Genomic DNA, 25,670 nt, shown 5'->3' with positions numbered 1-25,670 from the left:
TGCGGGCGGGGGGGGCCCCGGCCGGGGGGGGGGGGGCCCCCCCCGCCCCCCCCCCCGCCCGGGGGGGGGCCCCCCGGGGGGGGGGGGGGGGCCGCCCCCGCCCCCCCCCCCCGCGGCACTCCCCACCCTCCAGAACCACCCTCCTGAACCACCCCCGCGGCTCTGAGACAATGGTGGGCATGGCGAATGACCGTCCCCGCGTGCTCTCCGGGATCCAGCCCACCGCAGGCTCGTTCCACCTCGGCAACTACCTCGGCGCCGTCCGTCAGTGGGTGGCCCTCCAGGAGTCCCACGACGCGTTCTACATGGTCGTCGACCTGCACGCGATCACGGTCCCGCAGGACCCGGCGGAGCTGACCGCCAACACCCGGCTGGCCGCCGCGCAGCTGCTCGCGGCCGGGCTCGACCCGGACCGGTGCACGCTGTTCGTGCAGAGCCACGTCCCCGAGCACGCCCAGCTCGCCTGGGTCATGAACTGCCTCACCGGCTTCGGCGAGGCCTCCCGCATGACCCAGTTCAAGGACAAGTCCGCCCGGCAGGGCGCCGACCGCGCCTCGGTCGGCCTGTTCACCTACCCGATCCTCCAGGTCGCGGACATCCTGCTGTACCAGGCCGACGAGGTGCCGGTCGGCGAGGACCAGCGCCAGCACATCGAGCTGACCCGTGACCTCGCCGAGCGCTTCAACGGCCGCTTCGGCGAGACCTTCACGATCCCGAAGCCGTACATCCTCAAGGAGACCGGCAAGATCTACGACCTCCAGGACCCGTCGATCAAGATGAGCAAGTCGGCGTCCACGCCGAAGGGCCTCATCAACCTGCTCGACGAGCCGAAGGCCACCGCGAAGAAGGTCAGGAGCGCGGTCACGGACACCGACACGGTCATCCGCCACGACCCCGAGAACAAGCCGGGCGTGAGCAACCTCCTCGGCATCTACTCGACCCTCACCGGCACGAGCGTCCCGGAGCTGGAGCGGCAGTACGAGGGCAAGCTGTACGGCGCCCTCAAGACGGACCTCGCCGAGGTCGTCGTCGACTTCGTCACGCCGTTCCGGGACCGCACCCGGCAGTACCTGGACGACCCCGAGACGCTCGACTCGATCCTGGCCAAGGGCGCCGAGAAGGCCCGCGCCGTCGCCGCGGAGACACTGGCCCGGACGTACCAGCGGGTGGGCTTCCTGCCCGCCAAGCACTGAGGCCGGGCACTGAGGGCGCACCACCGCACGCACGTTCCACCGGGCAGAGCGCTGCACATCACTTCCGCTGCGCCTGCCCTCGACACGGCCCGTGGCCGTACAGTCGATAGCCGTACGACTGAGTACGAACCAGGCACCAGGCGCCGGGGCGGCGCCCGGCACACCGACGCGACGAAGGAGACGACGTGGGGACCGTAACGATCGGCGTGTCGATCGCGGTCCCGGAGCCCCACGGCAGCCTGCTCCAGGAGCGGCGCGTGGGCTTCGGCGACGCCGCGGCTCACGGTATCCCCACCCACGTCACGCTGCTGCCGCCGACCGAGATCGACGCCGGCGCCCTGCCGGCCGTCGACGCGCACCTGACCTCGGTGGCCGAGGCGGGCCGCCCGTTCCCGATGCGGCTGAGCGGCACCGGCACCTTCCGGCCCCTGTCGCCCGTGGTGTACGTGCAGGTGGTCGAGGGAGTCTCGGCCTGCGGCTGGCTGCAGAAGCGGATCCGTGACGCCTCCGGGCCGGTCGCCCGCGAGCTCCAGTTCCCCTACCACCCGCACGTCACGGTGGCGCACGGCATCGACGAGGCGGCCATGGACCGCGCGTACGAGGAACTCGCCGACTACCGGGCCGAATGGTCCTGCACCGGCTTCGGCCTCCACGAGCAGGGCGCCGACGGCATCTGGCGCAAGCTCCGCGAGTACGCCTTCGGCGGCCCGGTCGTCCCCCCGCAGGCCGCACACGGGGACCGCGACTCCCTCCCCCGCCCGTTGATCGACAGAGCCTAGACCTGCCCTGGGCCGGCAGCCTGCGGACCCTGGGCCGGCAGCCTGCGGAACAGCCCGCGCGGCAGGTGTCGCAGGCCTGACATCACCACGCGCAGCACCCCCGGCACCCACACCGTCTCCGAGCGCCGCCGCAGCCCCAGTTCGACGGCCGCCGCCACCTCCTCGGGGGTGGCCGCAAGCGGCGCCTCCGCCAGCCCGGCGGTCATCCTCGTCCGCACGAAGCCGGGGCGTACGACCATGACGTGGACGCCCGTCCCGTGCAGCGCGTCGCCCAGCCCCTGCGCGAAGGCGTCCAGGCCGGCCTTGCTGGAGCCGTAGATGAAGTTGGCGCGGCGGGCCCGCTCGCCGGCGACGGACGACAGGACCACCAGACAGCCGTGGCCCTGGGACTGGAGCGCGCGGGCGGCCACCAGGCCCGCCGACACCGCGCCCGTGTAGTTGGTCTGCGCGACGCGCACGGCGGCCACCGGGTCGCGCTCGTCGCGGGCCTGGTCGCCGAGGACGCCGAAGGCGAGCAGCACCAGGTCGATGTCGCCCTCCGCGAACACCTTGCCCAGCACGCTCTCGTGCGCCTCGGGATCGAGGGCGTCGAAGGCGACGGTGCGCACGTCGGCGCCGAGGGCGCGCAGGTCCGCGGCGGCCGACTCCAGGGCGGGTGAGGGGCGTCCGGCCAGATGGACCGTGCGGGTGCGGCGGGCGATCAGCCGGCGCGCGGTGGCCAGCGCGATCTCGGACGTGCCGCCCAGCACGAGGAGGGACTGGGGGAGGCCGAAGGCGTCCTTCACGACTGCTCCTGGGGTTCTGGAGGGGGTGTTCTAGAGGGTGAGGCGGCGCGCGAGGTCGGACACGAACACCCCGCGGGGGTCCAACTCCGCGCGCAGCGCGCGGAAGTCGTCCAGCCGCGGGTACATCGCGGCGAGCAGGTCCGGCCGCAGCCGGGAGTCCTTGGCGAGGTAGACGCGCCCGCCGGCGGCGGCGACCTCCTCGTCGAGCCCGTCGAGGAGGTCGCCGAGGCCGGGCAGGCCCGCCGGGACGTCCAGGGCCAGCGTCCAGCCGGGCACGGGGAAGGAGAGCCAGCCGGGGTCGGCCTCCCCGAACCGCTTGAGGACGGCGAGGAAGGACGGGCAGCGGCGCCGCGCGACGCGGTCCACGATCCGGCGCAGGGTCTCCTCCCGGCCGTGGCCGACGACGAACTGGTACTGCACGAAGCCGCCGCGGCCGTAGACGCGGTTCCAGTGCGGGACCCCGTCGAGGGGGTGGAAGAAGGCGGACAGCCGCTGGAGTTCGCCGGTACGCGCGCGCGGTGCCCTGCGGTACCAGAGTTCGTTGAAGAGGCCCACGGTCCGGCGCGTGAGCAGCCCCTCGGGGAAGCAGGCGGGCGCGGCCGGGAGCCGGGCGGGGCGGAAGGACAGCGGGGCCCGGCGGGCGCGGGCGGGCAGGGCGGCGAGGGGTGCGTGGTCGCCGCGGGTCAGGACGGCCCGGCCGGTGGCGGCGCCGCGGGCGAGCAGGTCGATCCAGGCGACCGAGTAGCGGTAGCGGTGGTCGGTGGCGGTCAGCCGGGCCATCAGGTCGTCGAGGTCGGTCGCGCGCTCGGTGTCGACGGACATCAGGCTCGTCTCGACGGGCCGCAGCCGCACGGTCGCGGTGAGGATCACGCCGGTCAGGCCCATGCCGCCCGCGGTCGCGTCGAAGAGGGCGGTGCCGGGGCGGACCGTGCGGACCGTGCCGTCGGCGGTGAGCAGTTCCAGGCACACGACGTGGCGGGAGAAGGAGCCGGACACGTGGTGGTTCTTGCCGTGGATGTCGGCGCCGATCGCGCCGCCGACGGTCACGTAGCGGGTGCCGGGGGTCACCGGCACGAACCAGCCCAGGGGCAGCAGGACTTCCATGAGGTGGTGCAGGGAGACGCCCGCGTCGCACAGGACGCTGCCCTCGGCCACGTCGACGACGTGGATCCGGTCCAGGCCCGTCATGTCGAGCACCGCCCCGCCGGCGTTCTGCGCCGCGTCCCCGTACGCCCGCCCCAGGCCCCGCGGGATCCCTCCGCGCGCCCCGCAGTTCCGGACGGCGGTCACGGCCTCCTCGTACGTCCTGGGACGGATCAGACGGGCGGTGGAGGGAGCGGTGCGGCCCCATCCCGTGACGGAAACGGTCTCGGCAGGCATGTCGGTGACCGTATCGCCCCTTTATGGATGATTAGTTTTGAAACATTCCTTCATCCCCGAAATGGGTGATTAATGGTATGTCGCTCGATATTGCCGGATATCCGGCGTACCCGGCGTGAACAGTGAATCGACATGGACGACATGGATGGCATGGACGACATCGATGACATGGGCGACATGGGCGACAGGGGCGCCGTCGGCGGGGTGGACGGCATCGACGGCAGGGAGGCCGGCATCGACCACCGCATCCTGACGGCGGTCCACGCCCGTGGCGCCGATCCGCGCCTGGCGGCCGCCGCGCGCACCCTGTCCCGGGCGGGCGAGCACGGCGCGCTGTGGCTCGCGGCGGGCCTCGCCGGAGCCGCCCTCGACGGCGCCCGGCGCGGCGCCTGGCTGCGGGCCACCGCGCTCACCGCGGGCGCCCACCTCGCCAGCATGGGCGTGAAACGGATGGTGCGCCGCCCGCGCCCGACACACGTCGAGCCCTTGGTCCGCACCGCCGGACGGCACTCCTTCCCCAGTTCGCACGCGACCTCCGCCGCGGCCGCCGCCGTCGCCTACGGCGCCCTCGGGGCGTACGCCGTGCCCCCGATCGCCGCCGCGATGTGCCTGTCGCGCCTGGTCGTCGGCGTGCACTACCCCTCCGACGTGGCCGCGGGAGCGGCCCTCGGGGCGCTCGCGGCGCGCGTCGGCACCCCCTGGATGAAGGCCGGCGCGCGCCGGGCCGGGGGAGGCGTCCATGACTGAGGCCGCGCCCCTCGCCGGGACCCACCGCCGCGCCGAGCCGCACCCCCCGGAACCCGCCCTCCTCGGACAACGCACCCGCCACCCCCGCCCCGACACGGACACCGGCCCCGCCCCGCACCCCGGCGACACCGCGCCCACCGGCTCCCTCCTGACCGGCCTGCTGCGCACCGCCCGCCCCAAGCAGTGGGTCAAGAACGTCCTGGTCGCCGCCGCCCCCGCCGCGGCCGGGCAGCTGTTCACCGTCCACGCCCTCACCGAACTCGCCCTCGTCCTGGCCCTGTTCACCGGCTGCGCCGCCGCCGTCTACCTCGTCAACGACGCCCGTGACGCCGCGGCCGACCGCGCCCACCCCACCAAACGGCACCGCCCGGTCGCCGCCGGACAGGTCCCCGTCCCCGTCGCCTACGCCGTCGGAGGCGCCCTCGCGGTGCTGGCCCCGGCCGTCGCGGCCTGGCTGACCACACCCGCCGTCGCCGGACTCCTCCTCGCCTACCTGGGCATGCAACTGGCGTACTGCGTCAGCCTGAAGCACGTCCTCGTCGTCGACCTCGCCGTCGTCACCACCGGCTTCCTGATGCGGGCCACGGTCGGCGGGCTCGCGCTCGGCATCCCGCTGTCGCGCTGGTTCCTCATCACCACCGGCTTCGGGGCGCTGTTCATGGTGTCGGCCAAGCGCTACTCCGAGGCCGTCCAGATGGCCGGGACGGCGGGCGCCACCCGCGCCCTGCTCACCGAGTACACCACCGGCTACCTGCGCTTCGTCTGGCAGCTCGCGGCCGGGGTCGCCGTGCTCGGCTACTGCCTGTGGGCGCTGGAGGAGGGCGGCGTCCCGCACACCAGCGTGCTGCCCTGGCGCCAGCTGTCCGTGGTCGCCTTCGTCCTGGCCGTGCTGCGCTACGCCGTCTTCGCCGACCGCGGCACCGCGGGCGAACCCGAGGAGGTCGTCCTCGGCGACCGCGCCCTCGCCCTGATCGGCCTGGCCTGGCTCACCATGTACGGTCTGGCGGTGGCCGACTGGTGACGCGCCGTCCCGCCGCCCGCCACCGTCCGGCGGTTCGGGGGTATTCGGGGGTAGAAGAACGGGCACGCGTGCCCGGCCGGAGCGCCGCACATCTCACCAGGGGAGTCGGATCATGGACTGGCTGAAAAAGCTCCCCGGGATCGGGCCGTGGATCACGCGGATGACGGCCACGCACGCGTGGCGGTCGTACGAGCGGCTGGACCGGGTGCGGTGGACGATGCTGGCCGCCGCGATGACGTTCACGAGCTTCGTCGCGCTCTTCCCGCTGCTCACCGTGGCCGCCACGATCGGCGCCGCCACCCTCAGCCCCGAGCGGCAGAAGGAACTCCAGGACCGGATCACCGACCAGGTGCCCGGCATCTCCGACCGGTTGAACATCGACAGCCTGGTGCAGAACGCCGGCACCGTCGGCCTCATCGCCGGCGCCGCCCTGCTGTTCACCGGCGTCAACTGGGCCGGCTCGACGCGCGAGTGCCTGCGCGCGGTGTGGGAACTGCGCGACGAGGAGGAGGAGAACCCGGTCCTGCGCAAGCTCAAGGACCTGGGCATCCTCCTCGGACTCGGCGGCGCCGTCCTCGTCACCCTCGCCATCTCCACCGTCGCCTCCGCGATGGTCGGCTGGATCATCGAGCGGGCGGGCATCGACCAGTCCGGCTGGGGCGGCATCCTGCTGCGCGTCGCCGCGTTCCTCGTCGCCGTCCTCGCGGACTTCCTGCTCCTGCTGTACGTCCTGACGCTGCTGCCGGGCGTGGAGCCGCCTCGCCGCCGCCTGGTCGTGGCGGCGCTCACCGGCGCCGTCGGCTTCGAACTGCTGAAGCTGCTGCTCAGCGGCTACATGCAGGGCGTGGCCACGAAGAGCATGTACGGCGCTTTCGGCGTGCCCATCGCCCTGCTGCTGTGGATCAACTTCACGGCGAAACTGGTCCTGTTCTGCGCCGCGTGGACCGCGACGGGATCCGCCGGCGCGGACCCCGGCACCGGGACCGACACCGACACCGACGCTCCGCACGGGGTCAGCGGCGGCGGCGCACCAGATCCGGCAGCGGCCACCGGCGGTTGACCAGGAACGCCGCACCGGCGAGCAGCACCAGCGCCCCGCCGGCGATCGCCATGGCGATCCCGACGCCACCGGAGCCGTTCTTCGCGACCGCGCCCGCCACCGGCCGCTCGGACACATTGCCGACGCCGCCGGCCTCCCCGGCCTCCCCGCCGGAGTTCGCGCCGGGCTGCGCGCCGGCCTGCGCGGCACTCCTCGGAGGGACCAGCTCGCCCACCGGGGTCACCTTGCCGGCCGCCTGGAAACCCCAGTCGAAGAGGGCGGCGGTCTCCTTGTAGACCTCGTTGTGGTCGTCCTTCTCCGGGTTCATCACCGTGACCAGCAGGACCCGCCCGCCCTGCTCGGCGACGCCGGTGAAGGTGGCGCCCGCGTTGGTGGTGTTGCCGTTCTTGACGCCCGCGATGCCCTGGTACTGGGTGATGTCGTAGTCGCCGGTCAGCAGCCGGTTGGTGTTCTGGATCTCGAAGGTCTCGCGGACCGTCCGGCCCTTCTTGTTCTTCGTCGTGGCGCCCGGGAACTTCGCGGTCGGCGTCGAGCAGTACTCGCGGAAGTCCTGCTTCTGGAGGCCGGAGCGGGCGATCAGCGTCAGGTCGTAGGCCGAGGAGACCTGACCGGCGGCGTCGTAGCCGTCGGGCGAGACCACGTCGGTGTCCAGGGCCTGCAGTTCGTCGGCGTGGTCGTTCATCTGCCGCACGGTGGCCGCGACGCCTCCGTTCATGGACGACAGGACGTGCACGGCGTCGTTGCCGGAACGCAGGAAGACGCCGAGCCACAGGTCGTGGACCGAGTAGGTCTCGCCCTCCTTTATCCCGACCATGCTGGAGCCGGCACCCACCCCCTCCAGGTCCTTCGGCTGGACCTTGTACTGCGTGGCCTTGGGGAACTTCGGCAGGACGGTGTCGGCGAAGAGCATCTTCAGGGTGCTCGCCGGGGGCAGCCGCCAGTGCGCGTTGTGCGCGGCGAGCACCTCGCCGGACTCGGCGTCCGCGACGATCCAGGACCGCGCGGTGAGGTCCTTCGGGAGCACCGGCGCGCCGCCGGTGAGCTGGACCTGTGTCCCGGCCTGCCCGAGGCGGGCGCCGCCCAGCGACGACATCTTCGCCGGGGGAGTGGCGGACGCACTGGTCGAGGCCGAGGCCGAGGCCGAGGCCGAAGCCGAAGCCGAAGCCGAAGGGGAGGGGGAGGCGGACGGCGAACCGGAGGCCGGGGCCGGGGCCGAGGGCGACGGGGGCGGCGCGGCGAGGGACACGGGCGCGGTCAGCGCGAGGGCCGCGAGGGTCGCGGAGGTGACCAGCAGGGTTCGCCTGGCGGTCTGCTTCAAGGGTGCGGGCACGACGGAGAAAGTACCGGGCGCACGACGGGAAGTCCCGCCCCCCTCCCCACCCCCGTCATGGAACCGGCCAGCGGGCGGCGATACTGAACGCATGAAGCTCAGCCGACCGGTGTCCTGGTTCCTTCTCGCCTTCGGGGTGTGGAGCTGGGTCATCTGGGTCACTTTCGTCAAAAACCTGATCAAGGACGGCAGCGGGCTCGCGTTCGACGACGGCGACCCGACGGCCTACTTCTGGGTCCACCTGACGCTCGCCGTCGTCTCCTTCGTACTGGGGACGGTCGTCGGGGGCATCGGGTTGCGCGGACTGCGCGCCCTGCGCCGAACCTCATAACCGAAGCCCGACGCCGACGCCGAAGCCTGACGCCGACGCCCGACGCCCGACGCCCGACGCCCGACGCCCGACGCCCGACGCCCGACGCCCGACGCCCGACGCCCGACGCCGACGCCGACGCCGACGCCGACGCCGACGCCTGACGCCGACGCCGAAGCCCGAAGCCGAAGCCCGACGCCGACGCCGTACGCCCGACCTCCGACGCCGCACGTCCGGCGTCCGAAGCCCACCGCAGGGGATCCGAAGACCGTGGCCATCCTTTTCGTGCTGCTCGCCCTGGCCGTACTGGCCGTCCTGGTCGTGGCCAACTGGTACCTGTGGCGGCGCCTGTTCCACGACACGACCCGCGCCCCCGGCTGGGTCCGGCGCGGCGGCGCGGTGCTGATCGCGGGCGGCTGGGTCCTGGCCGTCGGCGCCATGGTCGCCGGACGCGCAGGCGCCCCCTTCTGGCTCCAGCGCGTCCTGGCCTGGCCCGGCTTCCTGTGGCTGGCGCTGTCGATGTACCTGGTGCTGGCGGTCCTGGCGGGCGAGGCGGTACGCCCGCTGCTGCGGCGCGTCCTGGAGCGGCGGGCGGCCGCCCGGACGCCGGTGCCGGTGGAGGCGCGGGACGAGGAGCCCGAGACCGTGCTGGCGTCCCCGCCCGGACACGGAACGCCCACCCCGCCCGAGGAGCCGCGGCCCCTTGAGGACACCGGCTCCCCGCGTCCCGCCGGCCCCTCCCGCCGCCTGTTCGTCTCCCGCGTCGTCGGCGGCGCCGCGGCCGTGGCCGCCGCCGGGACCGTCGGCTACGGCACCTACGGCGTACTGAGGGGCCCCGCGGTGAAGCGGGTCACCGTCCCGCTGGCCAGGCTGCCGCGCGCGGCGCACGGGTACCGGATCGCGGTCGTCAGCGACATCCACCTGGGTCCGGTCCTCGGCCGCGGGTTCGCGCAGAAGGTCGTCGACACCATCAACGGCACGCAGCCCGACCTGATCGCGGTCGTCGGCGACCTGGTCGACGGCAGCGTGAAGGACCTGGGCCCGGCGGCGGCCCCGCTCGCGCGGCTGCGGGCCCGGCACGGCAGCTTCTTCGTCACCGGCAACCACGAGTACTTCTCCGGCGCCGAGCAGTGGGTCCAGGAGGTGCGGCGGCTCGGCCTGCTGCCCCTGGAGAACGCGCGGACCGAACTGCCGTGGTTCGACCTGGCCGGCGTCAACGACGTCGCGGGCGAGAGCGAGGGCCAGGGCCCCGACTTCGCGAAGGCCCTCGGTGACCGGGACCGGGCCCGCGCGTGCGTGCTCCTCGCCCACCAGCCCGTGCAGATCCACGACGCCGTCGAGCACGGCGTCGACCTCCAGCTCTCCGGCCACACCCACGGCGGCCAGCTGTGGCCCGGCAACCTCCTCGCCGCCGCCGCGAACCCGACCGTCGAGGGCCTGGAGCGCTACGGCGACACCCAGCTGTACGTCTCGCGCGGCGCCGGCGCCTGGGGCCCGCCCACGCGCGTGGGCGCCCCCTCGGACATCACCGTCATCGAACTGGCGTCGAAGCAGGCCTGAGGAGCGCGCGGGGTCCCGGCGCCGGGGGAGGTGGACGCGTCGCGCCGAGGCGGGTCACTCCTCCCGGCCGGCCGGGCCCGGCGGCTGCTCCTTCTGCTCCTTCTGCGTCTTCGCCGGGTCCGGCAGGGCCTTCGTCATGCCGGGCAGGAAGTCCGTGAACAGCTCGTGCACCTCGTGGACGAGCGGCCGCAGCACCCGGAAGCGGGCCAGCGCCACCCCGCGCGCGGTCAGGCGCGCGCCACGCTCGGCGAGCCGGTAGCTGCGCTCGCGGCCCTCGGTGCGGTCGAAGATCCAGTACAGGACGAGACCCATCTGGGCCAGCCACATCAACTCGGGCAGCACCTCCCGCAGTTCCTCCGGCACCTTCGCCTTCGAACCGGCCAGCACCGTCCGGTGGACGCCGATGGCCTCGTTGCGCGCGTGCTCCGACTCCGGGGAGAAGGGGCTGAGCGGGCTGTCCGGGTCGGCGGCGTTCTTGAAGAACTGCACCGCGAACTCGTGGTACGGCGTGGCCACGTCCAGCCAGATCCGCAGCACGCCCGCCAGCCGCGCCTCCAGGTCCGTCTCGCGCTCCAGCAGCTCCCCGATCGCCGCCCGGTGCTCGGCGGCGAGCCGGTCGTAGAAGCCCTGGATCAGGTGTTCCTTGCCGGCGAAGTAGTAGTAGGCGTTGCCGACGGAGACACCGGCCTCCTGGGCGATGGCCCGCATCGTGGTCCGGTCGTAGCCGCGCTCCTGGAACAGCCGCATCGCCGTCTCCAGGATCCGCGCGCGGGTCTGCTCCGACTTGGTCGGGGCGACGGCCTCGGAGGACCGGTTCGGGGGAGCGGCCCCGTCGGGGCCGTCGTCGTTCGCTGGCACGGGAGGGAGCCTAGTCAGTGGGGGCGGGGCACGCCGTCACCGGCGGGGACGCGTGGTCTAGGACCCACGCCGGGCGGTACGGCGGTCAGCCCGCCCAGCAGCACCGGGGCCGCCAGTCCCGCCTTCCGTCCCACCCTCCCCGCCCCACTCTCCCTGTCCCGGGTCACGTCCGGCGGCCCAGCTCCGGCCGCTTGGAGTAGTCCGTGAGGCCGAGGACGTTCCCCCAGGGGTCGGCGATCTCCACGGTCCAACCGGTGGCCACCGGGAACGGCCCGTCCAGGGGCCGGATGCCGGCGTCCGCCAGCGCGCGGGCCGCCGCGCGCGCGTCCGGCACCTCCAACCACAGCCGCGGGGAGGCCCACGGCGGCGGCCGGTGCCCGAGCGCCTCCTCCGCGCGCAGCAGGATGCCGGGCGTCTCGCCCCCGACCTTCAGCAACGCGATCCCGGCCTCGTCGAACCGGAACGCCACCGCGAACCCGGCCCGCTCGTAGAACCCCACGGCCTCGCCGAGATCCCCGACGGGCAGTAGGACGTTGTCGAACCCGAGCAGCTCGTAGGACTGGTCGTCTGACATAACGTCAGAATAGGTGCGGATCGGGTGTGAATCCGTGATTGTCGACACCACTTCATGCGATCCGTGCCGCCAGTGTCGGAGTGCGTGCAGGAGGTGAAGCGCCGGCCCGGGGCACAGGGCGGGAAGGGAGCTGCGGCGTCGGGCTCGAAACAGCCGAGGCCCGGATGCCTGCTGCATCCGGCCACCGGCAGTCCTCCACACCTGGACGGTCCGCCGGGGCGGCCCCGTGGCCCGGTGGGACACGATCGGGCGAACCCTCACCGCCTGGCAGGACGCGGACAGCCCCGACATCACCGCGGTACGGCTCCACATCACGCGGGAGACCCGCACCTACTGGGTCGAAGGCCACCCCGCGCTCCACCGGCAGCACCGCATCGCCTGATCGGCGTACCGCGATCACCGGCGGAGCGCACTACCCTGCTGGGACAGGAGCCACCGGAGCGTAGGGAAGCACGATGGACGACGAGCCGCTGTCGGACTGGGCGGAGCGCCGCGACGCGAAGACCGGACGCCTCCGAGCGGTCCCGCTGGTGTCCGGCGACGGCCCGAAGGGCTCGCACCTCCACCCCGACGCCCCTCGCATCATCCAACGGTGGAACGGGTACGCCTGGGAGCCGCACGGGTTCGCGGTGAACCTCGCTGAGGCTCAGCGCTTCCTGTGCCCGCGCGACGAGGAGCCGCCGACCGCTCCGGCCCTCCGGGTTCAGCCGCTCCGGGCCGGGCGGGGGCGGCACCGCAAGCCGGGCCCGAGCGAACGGGCCTAGCGCTGTGACCACGAAGGTTCGCCGAGTTGGCGGTGCCGCATCAGCGTCGCCGTACGCACCGGTTCTACGGCCAGGGCGGGGGCCGGCTCCGGGGGCCCGTCCGCCGGACAAGCCCTCGGTCAGTAGCCACATTTACGGCCTCGCCCGGTGACGTCTGCGCAATTCGGCCAGTCGTTCGCGTGCTGCTTCGCTCTTGGGTGTGGGAGGCGTCGCGTTGGAAGGAAGCGGAAGCGCAGGCGGTGCAACCATGGCCAACTCTGCCGATACCTGCGTGAAGACTGTCCCCATGTCCGTGCAAGCAAGATAGGCGAGAACACCTGGGGCGCGACCTTTGAAGCGCGAGACTTCAAGGCGGAACGAAGCCCAGATCTTGCGTCTCCGTACGGAGACGCTGGTGCGCCCGTGCCGGTCACTGAATTCGATCTCGATCATGAGCTCACCCCGCTCTGCACTGGACCACCAGGTGCGCCAGTCGGGGTCGGTACGGATTGATTCGGCTATGGCGCAAGCTGCATCGAAATATGGTGCGGGGATGTGACCGTCCTGGTACCACAGCGCGAGGTTGAGCCAGAACGCGGGCAGTGCGGCTTGCACGTTGCCGATGGCCTTCGGCCGCCGCTCCTGCTGCAGTTCCTGCCCTTCCTGATCCCTCGGTCTGTGCACCCGCACAGGCTCGGTCACGACACCTCCAGCGGTTGGAACGGACGGCGCAGTCCATCCAACCGTTCCAACCGCCAACCCGGCGAACCTTCGCGGTTACAGCATTAGCTGCCGGTGTCTCGGCCCATGCGCACGGATCCTGGAGGAAGCCGGGGCCGGGACGGGTGCCGTCACCGCTTCACGGCGGGGCGCGCGGTCGAAGAGACGGTGCCGGGTGCGGTCGCCCATCCGACCGTCCCGGCTGCGGCCGATTCCACCGCCGCTACGGACGTATGGCCCAGCGCTTCCTCGCGCTCACAGGCATCGCCTGCGCCTCAGCTGTGACCGGCTGTTCCGGGTCAGGCAGCCGGGTTCTGCTTCAGGGTCTCGACGAACGTGGTGAAGGCGGGTGCCGGGAAGGTGAGGGTGGCGCGGGCGGGGGACTTGGAGTCGCGGACGGCGACCTGGGTGGTCGAGCGGGCGACCTCCACGCAGTTGTTGCCGTCGCCCTCGCCCGAGTAGGAGGACTTCCGCCAGTGGTGGGGGGTGGTCACGGGGCGCCTCACAGTTCCTTGGCCAGTCTGTGGATGAAGTCACGCGAACGGTCGGGTGCGAGTGACACTTCCTCCACCTTACGGAAGCGCGTTCGATAGGCGCTGAGTTGTGCCTCGGAATCGATGAATACCGAGCCATGGGGCGCGTCGCGCACGACGGTGTCCAGCTTGGGGAGAGGGCCGCCCATGTACATCATGGTGCTCGAGGCCCTGGCGAAGCCCTCCAGGTCGAAGGGGATGATCCGCAGGGCGATGTGGTCCGCGTCGGACAGTTCCAGGAGCCGGGCGAGTTGAGCCCGTGTGGTGGCGCGGTCGCCGACCTGGATCCGCAGCGCTGCCTCGTGGATCACCACGTCGTAGGGGATGGACGAGGAGTCTCCGATCACCGCACTCCGGGTCATCCGATGACGGATGCGCAGCTCAAGCTCATTGTCGGTCAGTTCGGGAATCCGCGACGAGAAGACCGCGCGTGCGTAGTCCTCCGTCTGCAGGAGGCCCGGTACGAACAGGACGGCCACCTCGTGACGGAACGAGCTGTGGTGGTCCAGCTCCGCCAGGTCCAGGAACGGCGTGGGCAGCAGGCCCCTGTACTCCTCCCACCAGCCGCGCGTCCGGTCGATGGCCATGGCGACCAGCGCGTCGATGAACTCGGCCTCCGTGCAGGAGTAGTGGGACGCGAGGCGGCGCAGCCGTTCCTCGCTCACGCCGGTGAGGCCGGACTCGATGTGGCTCATCTGTACCCGCCCGGTCCCGAGCAGTGCTGCCGCCTCGCGCGCCGTGAGTCCCGCTGCCTCGCGGAGTCTGCGCAACTCGACACCCAGGCGCACCTGTCGTGCCGTTGGTTCGCGCCTCAGGACCATCGATTGCTCCTCGGTTCAACGTGCCCGCCGGTATGGCTCGTTCGAGGCAGATTACGCGGTCGGCTTGCTTGGGATGACAGGTTATCCCTACCGTAGGTGATGCGACGCACACGCTGCGGAACCGCCGGGATCCCGGAAGCGCACCGCCCCGTCCTGCCATGACGGCTGCGGCATGACACCGCCCGCGAGCCTTCCGCCGCCCTCCGTAACCCCACCATCGAACCGGAGCCGACGCATGCCCGAAGACGAGACCCCGCAGCAGTCCCGGCAGTCCCGGCAGTCTCAGCGGTCCCAGGCCGGCGGGCCCTGGGAATACTCCCTCCACATCCCCGACGACCCCCGCGCCGTCACCGTCTGCCGCCGCACGCTCCGGCTGATCCTCACCCTCCACGGGCTGATCGGCCTCGTCGACACCGCCGAGCTGCTCGCCGCCGAGCTGGTCTCCAACGCCGTACGGCACACCGAGGGGCCCGCGGCGCTCCGTGTGCGGTGGGCGGACGGGGTGCTGTGGATCGGGGCGTGGGACGCGGACCCCGAACCGCCCTGTTTTCCGGGGGATTCGGACGGTTTCGGCGACGGTGAGGACGGGCGCGGGCTCGGGTTGGTGCGGGCCTGTTCCGAGGTCTGGGGGTGGCAGCCGTCGGCGGGAGCCGGGAATCGGGGGAAGTACGTGTGGTGCGAACTCGTCACCGCGTAGGACGATGGAGCACCTGACTTCTTCAGGGCACGTCGTGTCATGCAAGATGACGTGCATCCGATCGATCGTGTGACTTCGGGGGAGAACCCACCGTGACAGAGCAGCCCCAGCAGCCCCAGCAGCCGCCCCAGCCCGGCTACGGCTACCCCAACGCCGGCCAGCCCGGCCCCTACGGGTACCCGCAGGGCGGACAGCAGCAGGGCGGCTACCAGCAGCCTGGATATCAGCAGCCCGGCTACCCGCAGGCCGGTTACCAGCAGGGCGGCTACCCGCCCCCCGGCGCCGTCCCGCCCGGGGCCTACACCGGTGACCCCAACGCCCCCTACGGCTACGACCCCTACGGCCGTCCCCTGTCCGACAAGTCGAAGATCATCGCGGGCATCCTCCAGCTGTTCCTCGGCACCTTCGGCGTCGGCCGCTTCTACATCGGCCACGTCGGCATGGGCCTCGCCCAGCTGTTCACCTGCGGTGGCCTCGGCATCTGGGCGCTGATCGACGGCATCATCCTGCTCACCAGCAACGACAAGACCGACGCCCAGGGCCGGATCCTGCGTGGCTGACGTGGTGGGCGGGGAGCCCGGCTCCCTCCTGCGACACCCGGCGGCGGCACCCCTCGCGGTGCTCGCCGCCGGTCTGGCCGGCTCGGCCCACCTGTACGTCACCGACCCGCACGAGGGCGGGCACCTGCTGCCGCAGTGCCCGTTCCGCTTCGTCACCGGCCTGCTGTGCCCCGCGTGCGGCGGCACCCGCATGACGTACGACCTGATGCACGGTCACCTCGGCGCCGCCTGGCTGGACAACCGGGCCCTGCTCCTCGCCTCGCCCTTCGCCCTCGCGCTGCTGGGCCGCTGGATGTGGGAGGGGCTGCGCGGCCGCCGCTGGCGGCCCGCGCTCGGTCCGCGCGCCCAGGCCGTGATCCTGGGACTCGCCGTGACGTGGACCGTCGTGCGCAACGTCTTCTAGAACGACTTCCAGAACGACTTCTGGAACGACTTCTGGAACGGCACCTTCCAGAGCGTCCCGCCGGAGCCCACCCGCGCCATTCGCGCCGCCCGCACGCCGGTGCGCAAACCCCTTCGGGTACCCGGCAATCGGCCGGACTTGATCACGGAATAGGAACGATAGTTCGTACCCACTCCCTTTCTTACCTTCGCCTTATCTAGGCTCACGGCTGACAGGGGGGACGTCCGCACGGCCGAAAGGCGTGCGCGGACGTGGTCGACGCACGGTCGGCGCAAGCTCGGCGTATGTAGAACTCGCATCCCTCCCGGACTCCCCGTTCCGGAGCGACCAGCTCCGGGAACGCCTGAACACGAAGCAATCCAGGAGCAGTTCTCATGAGCGTCCCCACCCCCGAAGCCCCCTACGGCGTCGACCCGATGGGTCGTCCGTACTCCGACAAGTCGAAGATCGTCGCGGGCATCCTCCAGCTCTTCCTGGGCACCCTCGGCATCGGCCGCTTCTACGTCGGCTCCGTCGGCGTGGGCGTCGCCCAGCTCCTCACCTGCGGTGGCCTCGGCATCTGGGCGCTCATCGACGGCATCCTGTTCCTGACGAGCAACGACCGCACCGACGCCCAGGGCCGCGTCCTGCGCGGCTGATCCCCGCCCGCCCAACGCCGAGGGCCCCGCTCGCGCATCGCTGCGCGGAGCGGGGCCCTCGGCGTGTCGCCCGGACCGGGACGGCCCGGACCCGAGTCGCCGGGATCAGAAGCGGCGGGTGATCAGCGCCCGCTTGACTTCCTGGATCGCCTTGGTGACCTCGATGCCGCGCGGGCAGGCGTCCGTGCAGTTGAACGTCGTACGGCAACGCCACACGCCGTCACGGTCGTTCAGGATCTCCAGGCGCTGCTCGCCGGCCTCGTCGCGCGAGTCGAAGATGAAGCGGTGCGCGTTGACGATGGCCGCCGGGCCGAAGTACTGCCCGTCGTTCCAGAACACCGGGCACGAGGACGTGCACGCGGCGCACAGGATGCACTTCGTGGTGTCGTCGAAGCGCTCGCGGTCCTCGGCCGTCTGGAGCCGCTCACGCGTCGGCTCGTTGGTGTCCTTCGTGATGAGGAAGGGCATGACGTCGCGGTACGCCTGGAAGAACGGCTCCATGTCGACCACGAGGTCCTTCAGGACCGTCAGGCCCTTTATGGCCTCGATCGTGATCGGCTTCGCCGGGTTGAGGTCCTTGATCAGCGTCTTGCACGCGAGGCGGTTCTTGCCGTTGATCCGCATCGCGTCGGAACCGCAGATGCCGTGGGCACAGGAACGGCGGAACGTCAGGCTGCCGTCCAGCTCCCACTTGATCTTGTGGAGGGCGTCGAGGACGCGCTCCTTGGGGTCGATCTCCACCTGGAAGTCTTCCCAGGTCGCCTCGGCCGAGACCTCCGGGTTGAACCGGCGGATCCGGAAGACGGCGGTGATGTACGGGGAGTCGGCGAAACCGGGCTCGGGGGCCGCGTCCGACTTGTCCAGAACGGGGGTAGCCATCAGTACTTACGCTCCATCGGCTGGTAGCGGGTCTGGACGACCGGCTTGTAGTCGAGACGGATGGACTCGGTGCCGTCGTCGCCGACCTCGCGGTACGCCATGGTGTGGCGCATGAAGTTGACGTCGTCGCGGTTGGGGTAGTCCTCGCGGTAGTGACCGCCGCGGGACTCCTTGCGGGCGAGGGCGGAGACGGCCATGACCTCGGCCAGGTCGAGCAGGTTGCCCAGCTCGACGGCCTCCAGCAGGTCGGTGTTGAACCGCTTGCCCTTGTCCTGGATCGAGACGTTCAGGTAGCGCTCGCGCAGCTCGGCGATCTTCTCGACCGCCGTCTTGATCGTCTGCTCGGTGCGGAACACCATGACGTTGGCGTCCATGGTCTCCTGCAGCTCGCGGCGGATCGTGGACACCCGCTCGGTGCCCGTCGAGTTGCGCAGCCGCTCGATCTGCCCGGCCACCAGGGCCGCGGGGTCCTCCGGCAGGTCGACGAAGTCGGCCTTCTGGGAGTACTCGGCGGCGGCGATGCCCGCGCGCTTGCCGAACACGTTGATGTCCAGCAGCGAGTTCGTGCCCAGCCGGTTGGCGCCGTGCACGGACACGCAGGCGACCTCGCCGGCGGCGTACAGACCGGGCACCACCGTGGTGTTGTCGGCCAGCACCTCGCCCGCGACGTTCGTCGGGATGCCGCCCATCGCGTAGTGCGCGGTGGGCTGGATCGGGATCGGGTCCGTGTACGGCTCGATGCCGAGGTAGGTGCGCGCGAACTCGGTGATGTCCGGCAGCTTGGCGTCCAGCTGCTCCGGCGGGAGGTGGGTGAGGTCGAGGTAGACGTGGTCGCCCTCGGGACCGCAGCCGCGGCCCTCACGGATCTCCGTGTAGATGGACCGGGACACGACGTCGCGCGACGCCAGGTCCTTCATGACGGGAGCGTACTTCTCCATGAAGCGCTCGCCGTCCTTGTTGCGCAGGATGCCGCCCTCACCGCGGGCGCCCTCCGTCAGCAGGATGCCCATGCGCCAGATGCCGGTCGGGTGGAACTGGAAGAACTCCATGTCCTCCAGCGGGATGCCGCGGCGGTAGACCGCCGCCTGGCCGTCACCCGTCAGCGTGTGCGCGTTCGACGTCACCTTGAAGAACTTGCCGGTGCCGCCCGAGGCGTAGATCACGGCCTTCGCCTGGAAGACGTGGATCTCGCCGGTGGCCAGCTCGTACGCCACGACGCCGGCCGACTTCTTGACGCCGTCGACCTCGGTGATCAGCTGGTCGAGGACGTAGAACTCGTTGAAGAACTCCACGCCCTCCTTCACGCAGTTCTGGTACAGCGTCTGGAGGATCATGTGGCCGGTGCGGTCGGCCGCGTAGCAGGACCGGCGGACCGGGGCCTCGCCGTGGTTGCGGCTGTGACCGCCGAAGCGGCGCTGGTCGATCGTGCCGTCCGGGGTGCGGTTGAACGGCAGGCCCATCTTCTCCAGGTCGAGGACCGAGTCGATGGCCTCCTTCGCCAGGATCTCGGCGGCGTCCTGGTCGACCAGGTAGTCGCCGCCCTTGATCGTGTCGAAGGTGTGCCACTCCCAGTTGTCCTCCTCCACGTTGGCCAGCGCGGCGGCCATGCCGCCCTGCGCGGCGCCCGTGTGGGAGCGGGTGGGGTAGAGCTTCGTCAGGACCGCGGTCCGGCTGCGCTTCGTCGACTCGATCGCCGCGCGCATACCGGCGCCGCCGGCGCCGACGATGACGGTGTCGTACTTGTGGATCTTCATCAGTGGTTGCCTCAGCCCCGTGCCTAGCGGATGTTCGGGTCGAAGGTGAAGATCACCAGCGTGCCCAGCAGGATGGTGAACACCGTGGCGGTGTAGAGCAGGCCCTTCAGCCACAGGCGGGTGTTCGCGCGCTCCGCGTAGTCGTTGATGACCGTGCGCAGGCCGTTGGCGCCGTGCAGCATCGCCAGCCACAGCATCAGCAGGTCCCAGACCTGCCAGAACGGCGAGGCCCAGCGGCCGGCCACGAAGGCGAAGCCGATCTTGGAGACGCCGCCGTCCAGCACCAGCTGGATCAGCAGGTGACCGAGGACCAGGACGACCAGCACCACGCCGGAGAGGCGCATGAACAGCCAGGCGGCCATCTCGAAGTTGCCCCGGGTCGACTTCGGGGACTTCTTGGTCCGCTTGCGCGGGGCCTCGATCAGGGGGGCCGGGTGGTCGACGTCGTACAGGGACGCGCCCTCTACGGGGCCGACTCCGGACGCGGAGGTTTCAGTGGTGGCCATCTGTCTCAGCTCCCGAAGACTTCACGAGCGGCGTGGCCGAGGACGGGGTAGATCGCCCCGAGCATCAGCACGACCCAGATGCCGACGACGGTCCAGAGCATCTGCTTCTGGTAGCGGGGGCCCTTCGACCAGAAGTCGACGGCGATGACACGCAGACCGTTCAGCGCGTGGAAGAGGATGGCGGCGACCAGGCCGTACTCCAGCACGGCGACGATCGGCGTCTTGTACGTGGCCACGACCTTGTCGTAGTCCTCGGGGGAGACACGCACGAGTGCGGTGTCCAGCACGTGTACGAACAGGAAGAAGAAGATGAGGACGCCGGTGACTCGATGAGCCACCCAGGACCACATTCCTTCCCGGCCGCGGTACAGCGTTCCAGCCGGCACGGAAGAACCCTCCGGGAGCGGGGATTGGGGCCTGCCGGCTTCGGTGTCGGACGGGCCCGGCCGGGTACGGTCCACCGGCCCCCAGCATCGTAGCCACGCGGCGGCGCGGGGCTTACAGGGGGCCTGCTTGTGTGATCAAACTGGCACGCGTACGGGTGAGCGTTGCGGCATATGGGGTGGGGTGCCCCCTTCGTGCCGGTCTGTGGCCGCGTCCTGGCTGGTGGGGACCCGTGGGCCGGGAGGCCGCGGTCCCGCGGCGTCAGAGCAGCCCGGCCAGCCGTTGCCTCGCCAGCCGGCGGAGTTCCTCCGCCGTCACCGCCCGTTCCTCCTCGGGATCGTTCGCCAATCGTGACCGGATGGCCTCCAGGACGTGGTCCAGGGCCTCCGGCCGGGGGACACCGTCCAGGCAGACGACGAACGGGTGGCCGAAGCGGGCCTCGTAGGCCGTGTGCGCGGCGCCGAGCGCCATGTGGGCCGCCCCGTAGGCGTCCGCCGGCAGGGGCGGCAGGGACTCCGCCGCCAGCGCCTGCGTGAGGTCGCCCGCCGTCAGGTCGTACGCCGCCTCGTCCGACGCCGCCAGCAGGGCGTCCAGGGTGGGGTAGGGACGGTGGGCGGTGACGAGGTGGGCCCAGCGCGGGCTGCGCAGGCAGGTGAGGAGGGCGCGGCGGGTCTCGGCCGCGGGCGCGCGGTTGAACCCGTCCAGGGCGGTGCGGGCCGGCGGAGGGGTCCTGGTCTGTTCCGGGAGGGTCGGCAGGACGACGCGGTCCGGAAGGTCGGAGAGACGGTGCGCAGGCAGTGGGGATCCTCGCGTCACATGTGGTGCGGCAGGGGATGCGGTCAAAGCTGTGGCGTCACGTTATCGACAGTGTTCGCGACGTGTCCGACGGATGCCCGAATTTCACCCGCACGGGAGAGTTTCACGACGGGCGGTGGACTCCCTCGGCGCGCCTCGGCCGGACACGGGCCGTAGGTTGTCGGGGTGAGCAGGCACAGGCATCGGCGCCGCGCGCCGCGGAGGAAACCGCAGGAGAAGGCCGTACGACGGGCCCTGCTGGCCGGCGGCCTCGTCGTCGTGCTCGGCGCGGGCGTGGGCGTCTGGGCCTCCGGGGACGGCGGCGGGACGCCCGCCGGATCGGCGGACCGGGCCGGCGGCACGTCCGGCGGCGCGAGCGGTGATCCGGCCCCGTCGGGCGCGAGCCCCGCGCCCAGCCGGTCGTACGCCCTCTCCGCGGCCCCGCGGACGATTCCCGCCGTCCGCGCGCACACCCCCGCGCGCGGTCCCGGCTGGCGGCCGGCGGCGAAGCAGCGGGTCGTGGTGAGCGACGCCGACCTGGCCGACGAGGGCCGGCTGGTCGCCGGTGAGCTGGGGATGACGTACGCGGGCGAGCGGGACGACGTGCGCGCCGGGGACCTGCGGCTGGCGCTCAACGACGACGAGGGCGCGAACCCGGAGTCCTACACCATGACCGTGCGCGGCGGGCGGGTGACCGTCAGCGGGCGGTCCGACGCGGGCGTGTTCTACGGCACCCGCACCCTGAAGCAGGAGGTGCACGGCGGGGGTACGGCGCCGGAGGGCGTCGTGCGCGACGAGCCGGCCAAGCAGCGGCGCGGGTTCATGCTGGACATCGCGCGCAAGAACTTCACGCCCGGGTGGATCGAGGACCGGGTGCGGGAGCTGGGGGACCTGAAGTTCAACGAGATCGGACTGCACTTCTCCGACGACCAGGCCTTCCGGATCGAGTCCGACACCCACCCCGAGGTCGTCTCCCGGCAGCACCTGACCAAGGCGCAGGTCAGGAAGATCGTCGACCTCGCGGAGAGCCGGCACATCACGGTCGTGCCCGAGATCGACTCGCCCGGACACCTGGGCGCCGTCCTCGCCGCCCATCCCGAGCTGCAGCTGCGCAACGCGAGCGGGGCCGCCACCCGCGGGGCGATCGACATCTCCAAGGACGCCTCCGCGGCCCTCCTCGACGACCTCCTCGACGAGTACGCCGAGCTGTTCCCCGGCGGGCAGTGGCACCTGGGCGGCGACGAGTACCAGGCCCTGACCGTCTCGAACCCCGAGGCCTCCTACCCGCAGCTCGCCGCCGCCGCGCGCGAGCGGTACGGCTCCGGCGCCGGCGTCGCCGACCTCGCGACCGGCTGGCTCGACGACCGCGCCGACACCGTCCGCGCCCACGACCGCACCGTGCGCGCCTGGAACGACGGCTTCTTCGAGGGCACCTCCGTGAAGGCCGACGCCGCCCTCCAGGTCGCCTACTGGACCGGCAAGGAGATCGGGGCGCGCCCGCCCGTCGACTACCTGGGCGCGGGCCGCGAGGTCGTCAACTACAACGACGAGTACCTGTACTACGTCCTCGGCGAGCCCCAGACCTTCGTCTACCCCACCGGGAAGCGGATCTACGAGCAGTGGACCCCGCGCGTGCTGCGCGGCACCACGCCGGTGCCCGCGCGCTACGACGACCAGATCCTCGGCGGGACCTTCGCCGTCTGGTGCGACCTGGCGAACTCCCAGACGCAGGACCAGGTCGCGGCCGGCATCCGGATGCCGCTGCGGGCGACCGTGCAGAAGCTGTGGGACCCGAGGGCGCCGGAGCTGTCCTGGACGCAGTTCAAGGCACTGGCGGACCGCCTGGGGTGAGTCCCGCGGCCCCTTCGCGGGGCTGGTCGCGGCCGCCTCCGCCGCGTGGCCGAAAAGTTTCCTTTCCCTCCCCTGTGACACTCCTCGGCTGTCGCACGCAGTAAGGGGAAGTGCGGGCTCCGTAAGGGCGGTGCCCTGGAAAGGGAGGCGTGAATGAGCCTGGTGGACCTCATCGCCCGGGCCGACGAACGCGGGCTGGCCGCGAGCGGACTGGCTTGTTTGGACCGGTGCGTGCCCCTCCTCGGGGGCGACGACGAGATCCTGCGCCCGCTGTGGGGGAACCTCACGGACGCCTCCGACGCGGCCGACTGGGGCGGACTGCTGCAGCAGGTCCGCGGCAAGCTGGACGTCGGCGGGGACCCCGCCGGGGAGGACGGCGGCGGTGGCGACGAGGCCGTCCTGCTCGCCCGGCGGATGCTGGCGGCGGCCCCCGCCGAACGCACCGCCGCGCGGCTGCGGGCCTGGGCGGACGCCTGCTCGGTCGCCGCGCTCCTGATCCACCGGCTCCTCGACCCGGCCGACGACCCCGCCCCGCTCGACTCCCGCCGCGCGGGCAGCACCGAGGACATGCCGCCGCTGGCCGCCGCGGAACTGCGCCGTCAGGTCACCGTCCTGGAGGTGCTGGCCGGGCACGGGGCGGGCGGACTGCGCCGGGCCCTGGAGGTCTCCGTCGAGGGGCGCCGGGTGCTGCGGGCGGTGGTCTCCCGCAGGACGCGCGGGCGGGGCTGACCCGGGCGGGCGGGGCGTGCCGCAGGTCCGGGCGTGCCGTCGACTCCGGGCGTGTCCCGGTTCGGGCGTGTCCCGGTTCGGGCATCCCCCGGTTCGAGCGTGCCGCCGGCTCCGGAGTGCCGCCGGCTCAGGAGGATCGCCGGCTCAGGAGTGCCGCCGACTCAGGAGTGCGGTCGGCTCAGGAGTGCAGCCACTTCACCACCGCGTCGCCGTACCGCGCGGTCGTCGTGTAGAAAGCCGTCAGGTCGGCGTGGGCGGAGGCGAAGGCGGCACGGGTGCGGGCCTCCCGGGCCGGGCCGCCGTAGCGGGGGAGCAGCTCGGGGCGGACCGGGCGCCACAGGTCGTCGAAGTCGGACGTGGCGAGGAACTCCGCCACCCGTGTCGTCTGGGCCGCGGTGAGCAGCAGGAACGGCGACTGCTTCGGGCCGGTGGCGTAGACCCGCTGGCCGCCGAGGACCACATGGGCGCCGGGCCCGGCGTCGACGTGCTCCGGCGGGGCGTCGGCGTACAGGAGCTGCTGGTCGGGGTAGCGCTCGTCCAGGATCTCCTCGCGGTGCCGTCTGATCCGGCCGCGCATCGCGTCCTGGTCGTCCTCGAAGAGTCTCCGCAGCCAGCCGGCGCTGTTGCGCAGCGCCGATGCCGGTACGGCGCGGAAGTGGAAGTACGCGCTCATCACTCCGGCAGCGCGCGGACGGGCGGAAGTGTCACTCCCGTGTCCGTCGTGCGGGGAAGCCGGGGCGGTCCTGCGCCGGTCCCGGGAACAGCCCGGCGCGCGGTGACGGAATGCGGGCGGACCTCGCTGTTCCGTATGTGACGTGGAATGTGACTCAGGACGCGACGGGCGCCGCTGCGGGCGCCGTGACGGAGGCTCCGGCGCCGGGGCAGACCCAGCCGGGCGGCCGGCCCTCCGCCGCGGCCAAGCCGGCGCGGTGGGCGGCGGACGCCGTGAGCGCGCTGCGCGAGGGCGCGCGGCTGCACCTCGACTACTCGGCGCGGAGCCTGTGGCGCGTCGACCGGGTGATCGACGAGCTGCGCCGCGAGGACACGCCGTACGGCGCCGTCGAGAGCGTGCTGCGCGGGCTCGGGGCGTACGGCGGTGAGGTGATCGTCCGCGAGACCGGTGGCGAGTGGTGGGCCACGGGCGGCGACCACTGGGTCCGCACCCCCGACGGCCGGCTGTGGGACCCGGTCGACGAGGCCCGCCGCTGCTTCGGCGGCCACGGCTCCCTGCGCCTGCTGTGCCGGGACGCCACCCGCGCGGACCGGGCCTGACCACGGTGTGCCCCGCGGCGGCCTCCGCGGTCCCCCGCGGCACGCCGCCCTGCTCACCGCCGGTGTGACCAGCGACACAGCCGGGACCCGTGATGGTTGCGCGAACCGATCCGCTGGGGCAGGCGGAGGGACCTGACGCGACGGTCCCGCCACCCGAGGGGAGGGACGGCGCCATGGACGACGCGGACGGCATGAGAGCCCGCGCGGCCGGATTCGTCGCGCGCGTCGGCGCACGCGGCCGGCTTCCGCTGGACTACTCCGTCGCCAGCCTGCGCGTCGTCGACTTCCTGGTCGACGGGCTCCGCAAGGGCGGTGCCGACCGGGAGCGGGCGCACGACACGCTGGTCGAACTCGGGGCGTACGTGGGGGAGGTGCTGGTCCGCCGGGCCGGCGCGGCGTGGGTCGACCTCGACGAGCGGCAGCGGGCCTGGTTCGGCCAGCCCGTCGGGGTGCGCATGCCGGACGGACGGGTCTGGAACCCCCTCGGCAAGGTCGTCAACCGCTTCGAGGCGGGCGGCACCGACGAGTCCCTGCACACCTTCTACCTGACCCTGCACGGCAGGGCCCGGCGGACACCGGGCAGGGGCGCCCCCGTCAGGGGGGCGGCCGCCTGACCCGGGGGCGCGCCGCCGGCACCGGCACGGTCCCACGGGGGTGGGCCGAGCCGGCGCCGGCGGCGTCCTGTGACACTTCCGTGAGGCCCGGCGCTGATGACCGTGGGAGCGAGGACGCGACCGGGACCGGTGCACGGCGCGTTCGTCACGCACCCGCCACGAACTCCGTACGAA

At 72.3% G+C, this 25,670-nt stretch carries 31 protein-coding genes; 17 read left to right on the top strand and 14 right to left on the bottom strand.

Going from position 1 to position 25,670, the window contains the following annotated elements:
* Window positions 1-179: 179 nt before the first annotated feature.
* Both trpS and ACGFQC_RS07530 read left to right on the top strand, forming a co-directional pair.
* Window positions 180-1,193, top strand: a complete 1,014-nt coding sequence (trpS, locus tag ACGFQC_RS07535) for a tryptophan--tRNA ligase (protein WP_363091253.1) — start codon at window positions 180-182, stop codon at window positions 1,191-1,193.
* A 185-nt stretch (window positions 1,194-1,378) separates the two neighbouring features.
* Window positions 1,379-1,972, top strand: coding sequence for a 2'-5' RNA ligase family protein (locus tag ACGFQC_RS07530; RefSeq protein ID WP_363091254.1), 594 nt, complete (start codon window positions 1,379-1,381; stop codon window positions 1,970-1,972).
* Here ACGFQC_RS07530 and ACGFQC_RS07525 read toward each other — a convergent pair.
* A complete protein-coding gene (locus ACGFQC_RS07525; RefSeq protein WP_363091255.1) occupies window positions 1,969-2,757 on the bottom strand; it encodes a decaprenylphospho-beta-D-erythro-pentofuranosid-2-ulose 2-reductase in 789 nt (262 codons plus the stop codon). The two genes, ACGFQC_RS07530 and ACGFQC_RS07525, sit on opposite strands and share 4 nt — an antisense overlap.
* 30 nt (window positions 2,758-2,787) lie before the next feature.
* Complete coding sequence (locus ACGFQC_RS07520) at window positions 2,788-4,137, bottom strand: FAD-binding oxidoreductase (RefSeq protein WP_363091256.1); 1,350 nt, start codon at window positions 4,135-4,137, stop codon at window positions 2,788-2,790.
* Window positions 4,138-4,314: 177 nt separating this feature from the next.
* Here ACGFQC_RS07520 and ACGFQC_RS07515 point away from each other — a divergent pair, with 177 nt between their 5' ends.
* The 3 genes from ACGFQC_RS07515 (at window position 4,315) to ACGFQC_RS07505 (ending at window position 6,965) form a co-directional block, all read left to right on the top strand.
* Entirely contained in the window at window positions 4,315-4,884 is a 570-nt protein-coding gene (locus ACGFQC_RS07515; RefSeq protein ID WP_363091332.1) for a phosphatase PAP2 family protein, read from the top strand.
* Window positions 4,877-5,905: a decaprenyl-phosphate phosphoribosyltransferase gene (locus ACGFQC_RS07510; RefSeq protein ID WP_363091257.1), complete on the top strand. Its 1,029-nt coding sequence runs from the start codon at window positions 4,877-4,879 to the stop codon at window positions 5,903-5,905. The genes ACGFQC_RS07515 and ACGFQC_RS07510 overlap by 8 nt, the downstream gene beginning before the upstream one ends.
* Window positions 5,906-6,017: 112 nt before the next feature.
* Window positions 6,018-6,965 carry a YihY/virulence factor BrkB family protein gene (locus tag ACGFQC_RS07505; RefSeq protein WP_363091258.1) on the top strand — a complete coding sequence of 316 codons (948 nt, stop codon included), beginning with the start codon at window positions 6,018-6,020 and terminating at the stop codon, window positions 6,963-6,965.
* Here ACGFQC_RS07505 and ACGFQC_RS07500 read toward each other — a convergent pair.
* Window positions 6,919-8,295: a D-alanyl-D-alanine carboxypeptidase gene (locus ACGFQC_RS07500; protein ID WP_363091259.1), complete on the bottom strand. Its 1,377-nt coding sequence runs from the start codon at window positions 8,293-8,295 to the stop codon at window positions 6,919-6,921. The two genes, ACGFQC_RS07505 and ACGFQC_RS07500, sit on opposite strands and share 47 nt — an antisense overlap.
* A 91-nt stretch (window positions 8,296-8,386) precedes the next feature.
* Here ACGFQC_RS07500 and ACGFQC_RS07495 point away from each other — a divergent pair, with 91 nt between their 5' ends.
* Window positions 8,387-8,626 (top strand): SCO4848 family membrane protein, encoded by a 240-nt coding sequence (locus tag ACGFQC_RS07495; protein WP_363091260.1) that lies wholly within the window; start codon window positions 8,387-8,389, stop codon window positions 8,624-8,626.
* A 249-nt stretch (window positions 8,627-8,875) separates the two neighbouring features.
* Complete coding sequence (locus ACGFQC_RS07490) at window positions 8,876-10,165, top strand: metallophosphoesterase (protein ID WP_393287929.1); 1,290 nt, start codon at window positions 8,876-8,878, stop codon at window positions 10,163-10,165.
* Window positions 10,166-10,219: 54 nt separating this feature from the next.
* Here ACGFQC_RS07490 and ACGFQC_RS07485 read toward each other — a convergent pair whose 3' ends face one another.
* Together ACGFQC_RS07485 and ACGFQC_RS07480 are read right to left on the bottom strand one after the other, a co-directional pair.
* Window positions 10,220-11,023: a TetR family transcriptional regulator gene (locus tag ACGFQC_RS07485; RefSeq protein ID WP_363091262.1), complete on the bottom strand. Its 804-nt coding sequence runs from the start codon at window positions 11,021-11,023 to the stop codon at window positions 10,220-10,222.
* A 163-nt stretch (window positions 11,024-11,186) separates the two neighbouring features.
* On the bottom strand, window positions 11,187-11,597 hold the full coding sequence (locus ACGFQC_RS07480) for a VOC family protein (RefSeq protein WP_363091263.1): 411 nt from the start codon (window positions 11,595-11,597) through the stop codon (window positions 11,187-11,189).
* 226 nt (window positions 11,598-11,823) lie between these two features.
* On the opposite strand from ACGFQC_RS07480, the gene ACGFQC_RS07475 reads away from it, so the two are divergent.
* The gene (locus ACGFQC_RS07475; RefSeq protein ID WP_363091264.1) at window positions 11,824-11,979 is read left to right on the top strand and encodes a hypothetical protein; all 156 of its coding nucleotides are present in this window, start codon (window positions 11,824-11,826) and stop codon (window positions 11,977-11,979) included.
* A 73-nt stretch (window positions 11,980-12,052) separates the two neighbouring features.
* Window positions 12,053-12,361 carry a DUF6087 family protein gene (locus tag ACGFQC_RS07470; RefSeq protein ID WP_363091265.1) on the top strand — a complete coding sequence of 103 codons (309 nt, stop codon included), beginning with the start codon at window positions 12,053-12,055 and terminating at the stop codon, window positions 12,359-12,361.
* Window positions 12,362-12,493: 132 nt separating this feature from the next.
* Here the strand turns inward: ACGFQC_RS07470 and ACGFQC_RS07465 are convergent, their stop codons facing one another.
* The 3 genes from ACGFQC_RS07465 to ACGFQC_RS07455 form a co-directional block, all read right to left on the bottom strand.
* Window positions 12,494-13,042 (bottom strand): hypothetical protein, encoded by a 549-nt coding sequence (locus ACGFQC_RS07465; RefSeq protein WP_363091266.1) that lies wholly within the window; start codon window positions 13,040-13,042, stop codon window positions 12,494-12,496.
* A gap of 317 nt (window positions 13,043-13,359) precedes the next feature.
* Window positions 13,360-13,554 carry a DUF397 domain-containing protein gene (locus ACGFQC_RS07460; protein ID WP_363091267.1) on the bottom strand — a complete coding sequence of 65 codons (195 nt, stop codon included), beginning with the start codon at window positions 13,552-13,554 and terminating at the stop codon, window positions 13,360-13,362.
* A gap of 8 nt (window positions 13,555-13,562) precedes the next feature.
* Window positions 13,563-14,414: a helix-turn-helix transcriptional regulator gene (locus ACGFQC_RS07455; RefSeq protein ID WP_363091268.1), complete on the bottom strand. Its 852-nt coding sequence runs from the start codon at window positions 14,412-14,414 to the stop codon at window positions 13,563-13,565.
* A 235-nt stretch (window positions 14,415-14,649) separates the two neighbouring features.
* Here ACGFQC_RS07455 and ACGFQC_RS07450 point away from each other — a divergent pair, with 235 nt between their 5' ends.
* The 4 genes from ACGFQC_RS07450 to ACGFQC_RS07435 all read left to right on the top strand — a co-directional run bounded on the left by ACGFQC_RS07450 (window position 14,650) and on the right by ACGFQC_RS07435 (window position 16,712).
* Window positions 14,650-15,111: an ATP-binding protein gene (locus tag ACGFQC_RS07450; protein WP_363091269.1), complete on the top strand. Its 462-nt coding sequence runs from the start codon at window positions 14,650-14,652 to the stop codon at window positions 15,109-15,111.
* A gap of 92 nt (window positions 15,112-15,203) precedes the next feature.
* On the top strand, window positions 15,204-15,671 hold the full coding sequence (locus tag ACGFQC_RS07445; RefSeq protein ID WP_363091270.1) for a TM2 domain-containing protein: 468 nt from the start codon (window positions 15,204-15,206) through the stop codon (window positions 15,669-15,671).
* Window positions 15,664-16,074 carry a DUF2752 domain-containing protein gene (locus tag ACGFQC_RS07440; protein ID WP_363091271.1) on the top strand — a complete coding sequence of 137 codons (411 nt, stop codon included), beginning with the start codon at window positions 15,664-15,666 and terminating at the stop codon, window positions 16,072-16,074. The genes ACGFQC_RS07445 and ACGFQC_RS07440 overlap by 8 nt, the downstream gene beginning before the upstream one ends.
* Before the next feature lie 374 nt (window positions 16,075-16,448).
* On the top strand, window positions 16,449-16,712 hold the full coding sequence (locus ACGFQC_RS07435) for a TM2 domain-containing protein (protein ID WP_363091272.1): 264 nt from the start codon (window positions 16,449-16,451) through the stop codon (window positions 16,710-16,712).
* A 105-nt stretch (window positions 16,713-16,817) separates the two neighbouring features.
* Here the strand turns inward: ACGFQC_RS07435 and ACGFQC_RS07430 are convergent, their stop codons facing one another.
* From ACGFQC_RS07430 to ACGFQC_RS07410, 5 genes are all read right to left on the bottom strand, one after another.
* Entirely contained in the window at window positions 16,818-17,591 is a 774-nt protein-coding gene (locus ACGFQC_RS07430) for a succinate dehydrogenase iron-sulfur subunit (protein WP_363091273.1), read from the bottom strand.
* Window positions 17,591-19,345, bottom strand: coding sequence for a succinate dehydrogenase flavoprotein subunit (gene sdhA, locus ACGFQC_RS07425; protein WP_363091274.1), 1,755 nt, complete (start codon window positions 19,343-19,345; stop codon window positions 17,591-17,593). The genes ACGFQC_RS07430 and sdhA overlap by 1 nt, the downstream gene beginning before the upstream one ends.
* 23 nt (window positions 19,346-19,368) lie before the next feature.
* Window positions 19,369-19,851 carry a succinate dehydrogenase hydrophobic membrane anchor subunit gene (locus ACGFQC_RS07420; protein ID WP_363091275.1) on the bottom strand — a complete coding sequence of 161 codons (483 nt, stop codon included), beginning with the start codon at window positions 19,849-19,851 and terminating at the stop codon, window positions 19,369-19,371.
* A gap of 5 nt (window positions 19,852-19,856) precedes the next feature.
* Window positions 19,857-20,237, bottom strand: a complete 381-nt coding sequence (sdhC, locus tag ACGFQC_RS07415) for a succinate dehydrogenase, cytochrome b556 subunit (protein ID WP_363091276.1) — start codon at window positions 20,235-20,237, stop codon at window positions 19,857-19,859.
* A gap of 259 nt (window positions 20,238-20,496) precedes the next feature.
* A complete protein-coding gene (locus ACGFQC_RS07410) occupies window positions 20,497-21,051 on the bottom strand; it encodes a 2-oxo-4-hydroxy-4-carboxy-5-ureidoimidazoline decarboxylase (protein WP_363091277.1) in 555 nt (184 codons plus the stop codon).
* A gap of 237 nt (window positions 21,052-21,288) precedes the next feature.
* Between ACGFQC_RS07410 and ACGFQC_RS07405 the strand changes: the two genes are divergently transcribed.
* Together ACGFQC_RS07405 and ACGFQC_RS07400 are read left to right on the top strand one after the other, a co-directional pair.
* Window positions 21,289-22,881 (top strand): glycoside hydrolase family 20 protein, encoded by a 1,593-nt coding sequence (locus ACGFQC_RS07405; RefSeq protein ID WP_363091333.1) that lies wholly within the window; start codon window positions 21,289-21,291, stop codon window positions 22,879-22,881.
* Window positions 22,882-23,034: 153 nt separating this feature from the next.
* Window positions 23,035-23,610, top strand: coding sequence for a hypothetical protein (locus ACGFQC_RS07400; protein WP_363091278.1), 576 nt, complete (start codon window positions 23,035-23,037; stop codon window positions 23,608-23,610).
* 178 nt (window positions 23,611-23,788) lie between these two features.
* On the opposite strand, the gene ACGFQC_RS07395 is transcribed toward ACGFQC_RS07400, so the two are convergent.
* The gene (locus tag ACGFQC_RS07395) at window positions 23,789-24,283 is read right to left on the bottom strand and encodes a DUF1877 family protein (RefSeq protein ID WP_363091279.1); all 495 of its coding nucleotides are present in this window, start codon (window positions 24,281-24,283) and stop codon (window positions 23,789-23,791) included.
* A 185-nt stretch (window positions 24,284-24,468) separates the two neighbouring features.
* Here ACGFQC_RS07395 and ACGFQC_RS07390 point away from each other — a divergent pair, with 185 nt between their 5' ends.
* Both ACGFQC_RS07390 and ACGFQC_RS07385 read left to right on the top strand, forming a co-directional pair.
* Entirely contained in the window at window positions 24,469-24,882 is a 414-nt protein-coding gene (locus tag ACGFQC_RS07390; protein ID WP_363091334.1) for a hypothetical protein, read from the top strand.
* A 173-nt stretch (window positions 24,883-25,055) separates the two neighbouring features.
* The gene (locus tag ACGFQC_RS07385; RefSeq protein ID WP_363091280.1) at window positions 25,056-25,496 is read left to right on the top strand and encodes a hypothetical protein; all 441 of its coding nucleotides are present in this window, start codon (window positions 25,056-25,058) and stop codon (window positions 25,494-25,496) included.
* The last annotated feature ends 174 nt before the right edge of the window (window positions 25,497-25,670 follow it).

The organism is Streptomyces sp. NPDC048734, assembly GCF_043198675.1.
Classification (GTDB): domain Bacteria; phylum Actinomycetota; class Actinomycetes; order Streptomycetales; family Streptomycetaceae; genus Streptomyces.
The sequence above is the reverse complement of the archived record's forward strand: the minus strand, read 5'-3'. Positions and strand labels throughout refer to the sequence as shown.

Coding starts and splice junctions, on each gene's coding strand:
- ACGFQC_RS07385 (WP_363091280.1), top strand. CDS start 25,056: ATGGACGACGCGGACGGCATGAGAGCCCGCGCGGCCGGATTCGTCGCG.
- ACGFQC_RS07495 (WP_363091260.1), top strand. CDS start 8,387: ATGAAGCTCAGCCGACCGGTGTCCTGGTTCCTTCTCGCCTTCGGGGTG.
- ACGFQC_RS07520 (WP_363091256.1), bottom strand. CDS start 4,137: ATGCCTGCCGAGACCGTTTCCGTCACGGGATGGGGCCGCACCGCTCCC.
- ACGFQC_RS07515 (WP_363091332.1), top strand. CDS start 4,315: ATGGGCGACAGGGGCGCCGTCGGCGGGGTGGACGGCATCGACGGCAGG.
- ACGFQC_RS07455 (WP_363091268.1), bottom strand. CDS start 14,414: ATGGTCCTGAGGCGCGAACCAACGGCACGACAGGTGCGCCTGGGTGTC.
- ACGFQC_RS07400 (WP_363091278.1), top strand. CDS start 23,035: ATGAGCCTGGTGGACCTCATCGCCCGGGCCGACGAACGCGGGCTGGCC.
- ACGFQC_RS07420 (WP_363091275.1), bottom strand. CDS start 19,851: ATGGCCACCACTGAAACCTCCGCGTCCGGAGTCGGCCCCGTAGAGGGC.
- ACGFQC_RS07505 (WP_363091258.1), top strand. CDS start 6,018: ATGGACTGGCTGAAAAAGCTCCCCGGGATCGGGCCGTGGATCACGCGG.
- ACGFQC_RS07510 (WP_363091257.1), top strand. CDS start 4,877: ATGACTGAGGCCGCGCCCCTCGCCGGGACCCACCGCCGCGCCGAGCCG.
- trpS (WP_363091253.1), top strand. CDS start 180: ATGGCGAATGACCGTCCCCGCGTGCTCTCCGGGATCCAGCCCACCGCA.
- ACGFQC_RS07450 (WP_363091269.1), top strand. CDS start 14,650: ATGCCCGAAGACGAGACCCCGCAGCAGTCCCGGCAGTCCCGGCAGTCT.
- ACGFQC_RS07430 (WP_363091273.1), bottom strand. CDS start 17,591: ATGGCTACCCCCGTTCTGGACAAGTCGGACGCGGCCCCCGAGCCCGGT.
- ACGFQC_RS07480 (WP_363091263.1), bottom strand. CDS start 11,597: ATGTCAGACGACCAGTCCTACGAGCTGCTCGGGTTCGACAACGTCCTA.
- sdhA (WP_363091274.1), bottom strand. CDS start 19,345: ATGAAGATCCACAAGTACGACACCGTCATCGTCGGCGCCGGCGGCGCC.
- ACGFQC_RS07470 (WP_363091265.1), top strand. CDS start 12,053: ATGGACGACGAGCCGCTGTCGGACTGGGCGGAGCGCCGCGACGCGAAG.
- ACGFQC_RS07395 (WP_363091279.1), bottom strand. CDS start 24,283: ATGAGCGCGTACTTCCACTTCCGCGCCGTACCGGCATCGGCGCTGCGC.
- ACGFQC_RS07435 (WP_363091272.1), top strand. CDS start 16,449: ATGAGCGTCCCCACCCCCGAAGCCCCCTACGGCGTCGACCCGATGGGT.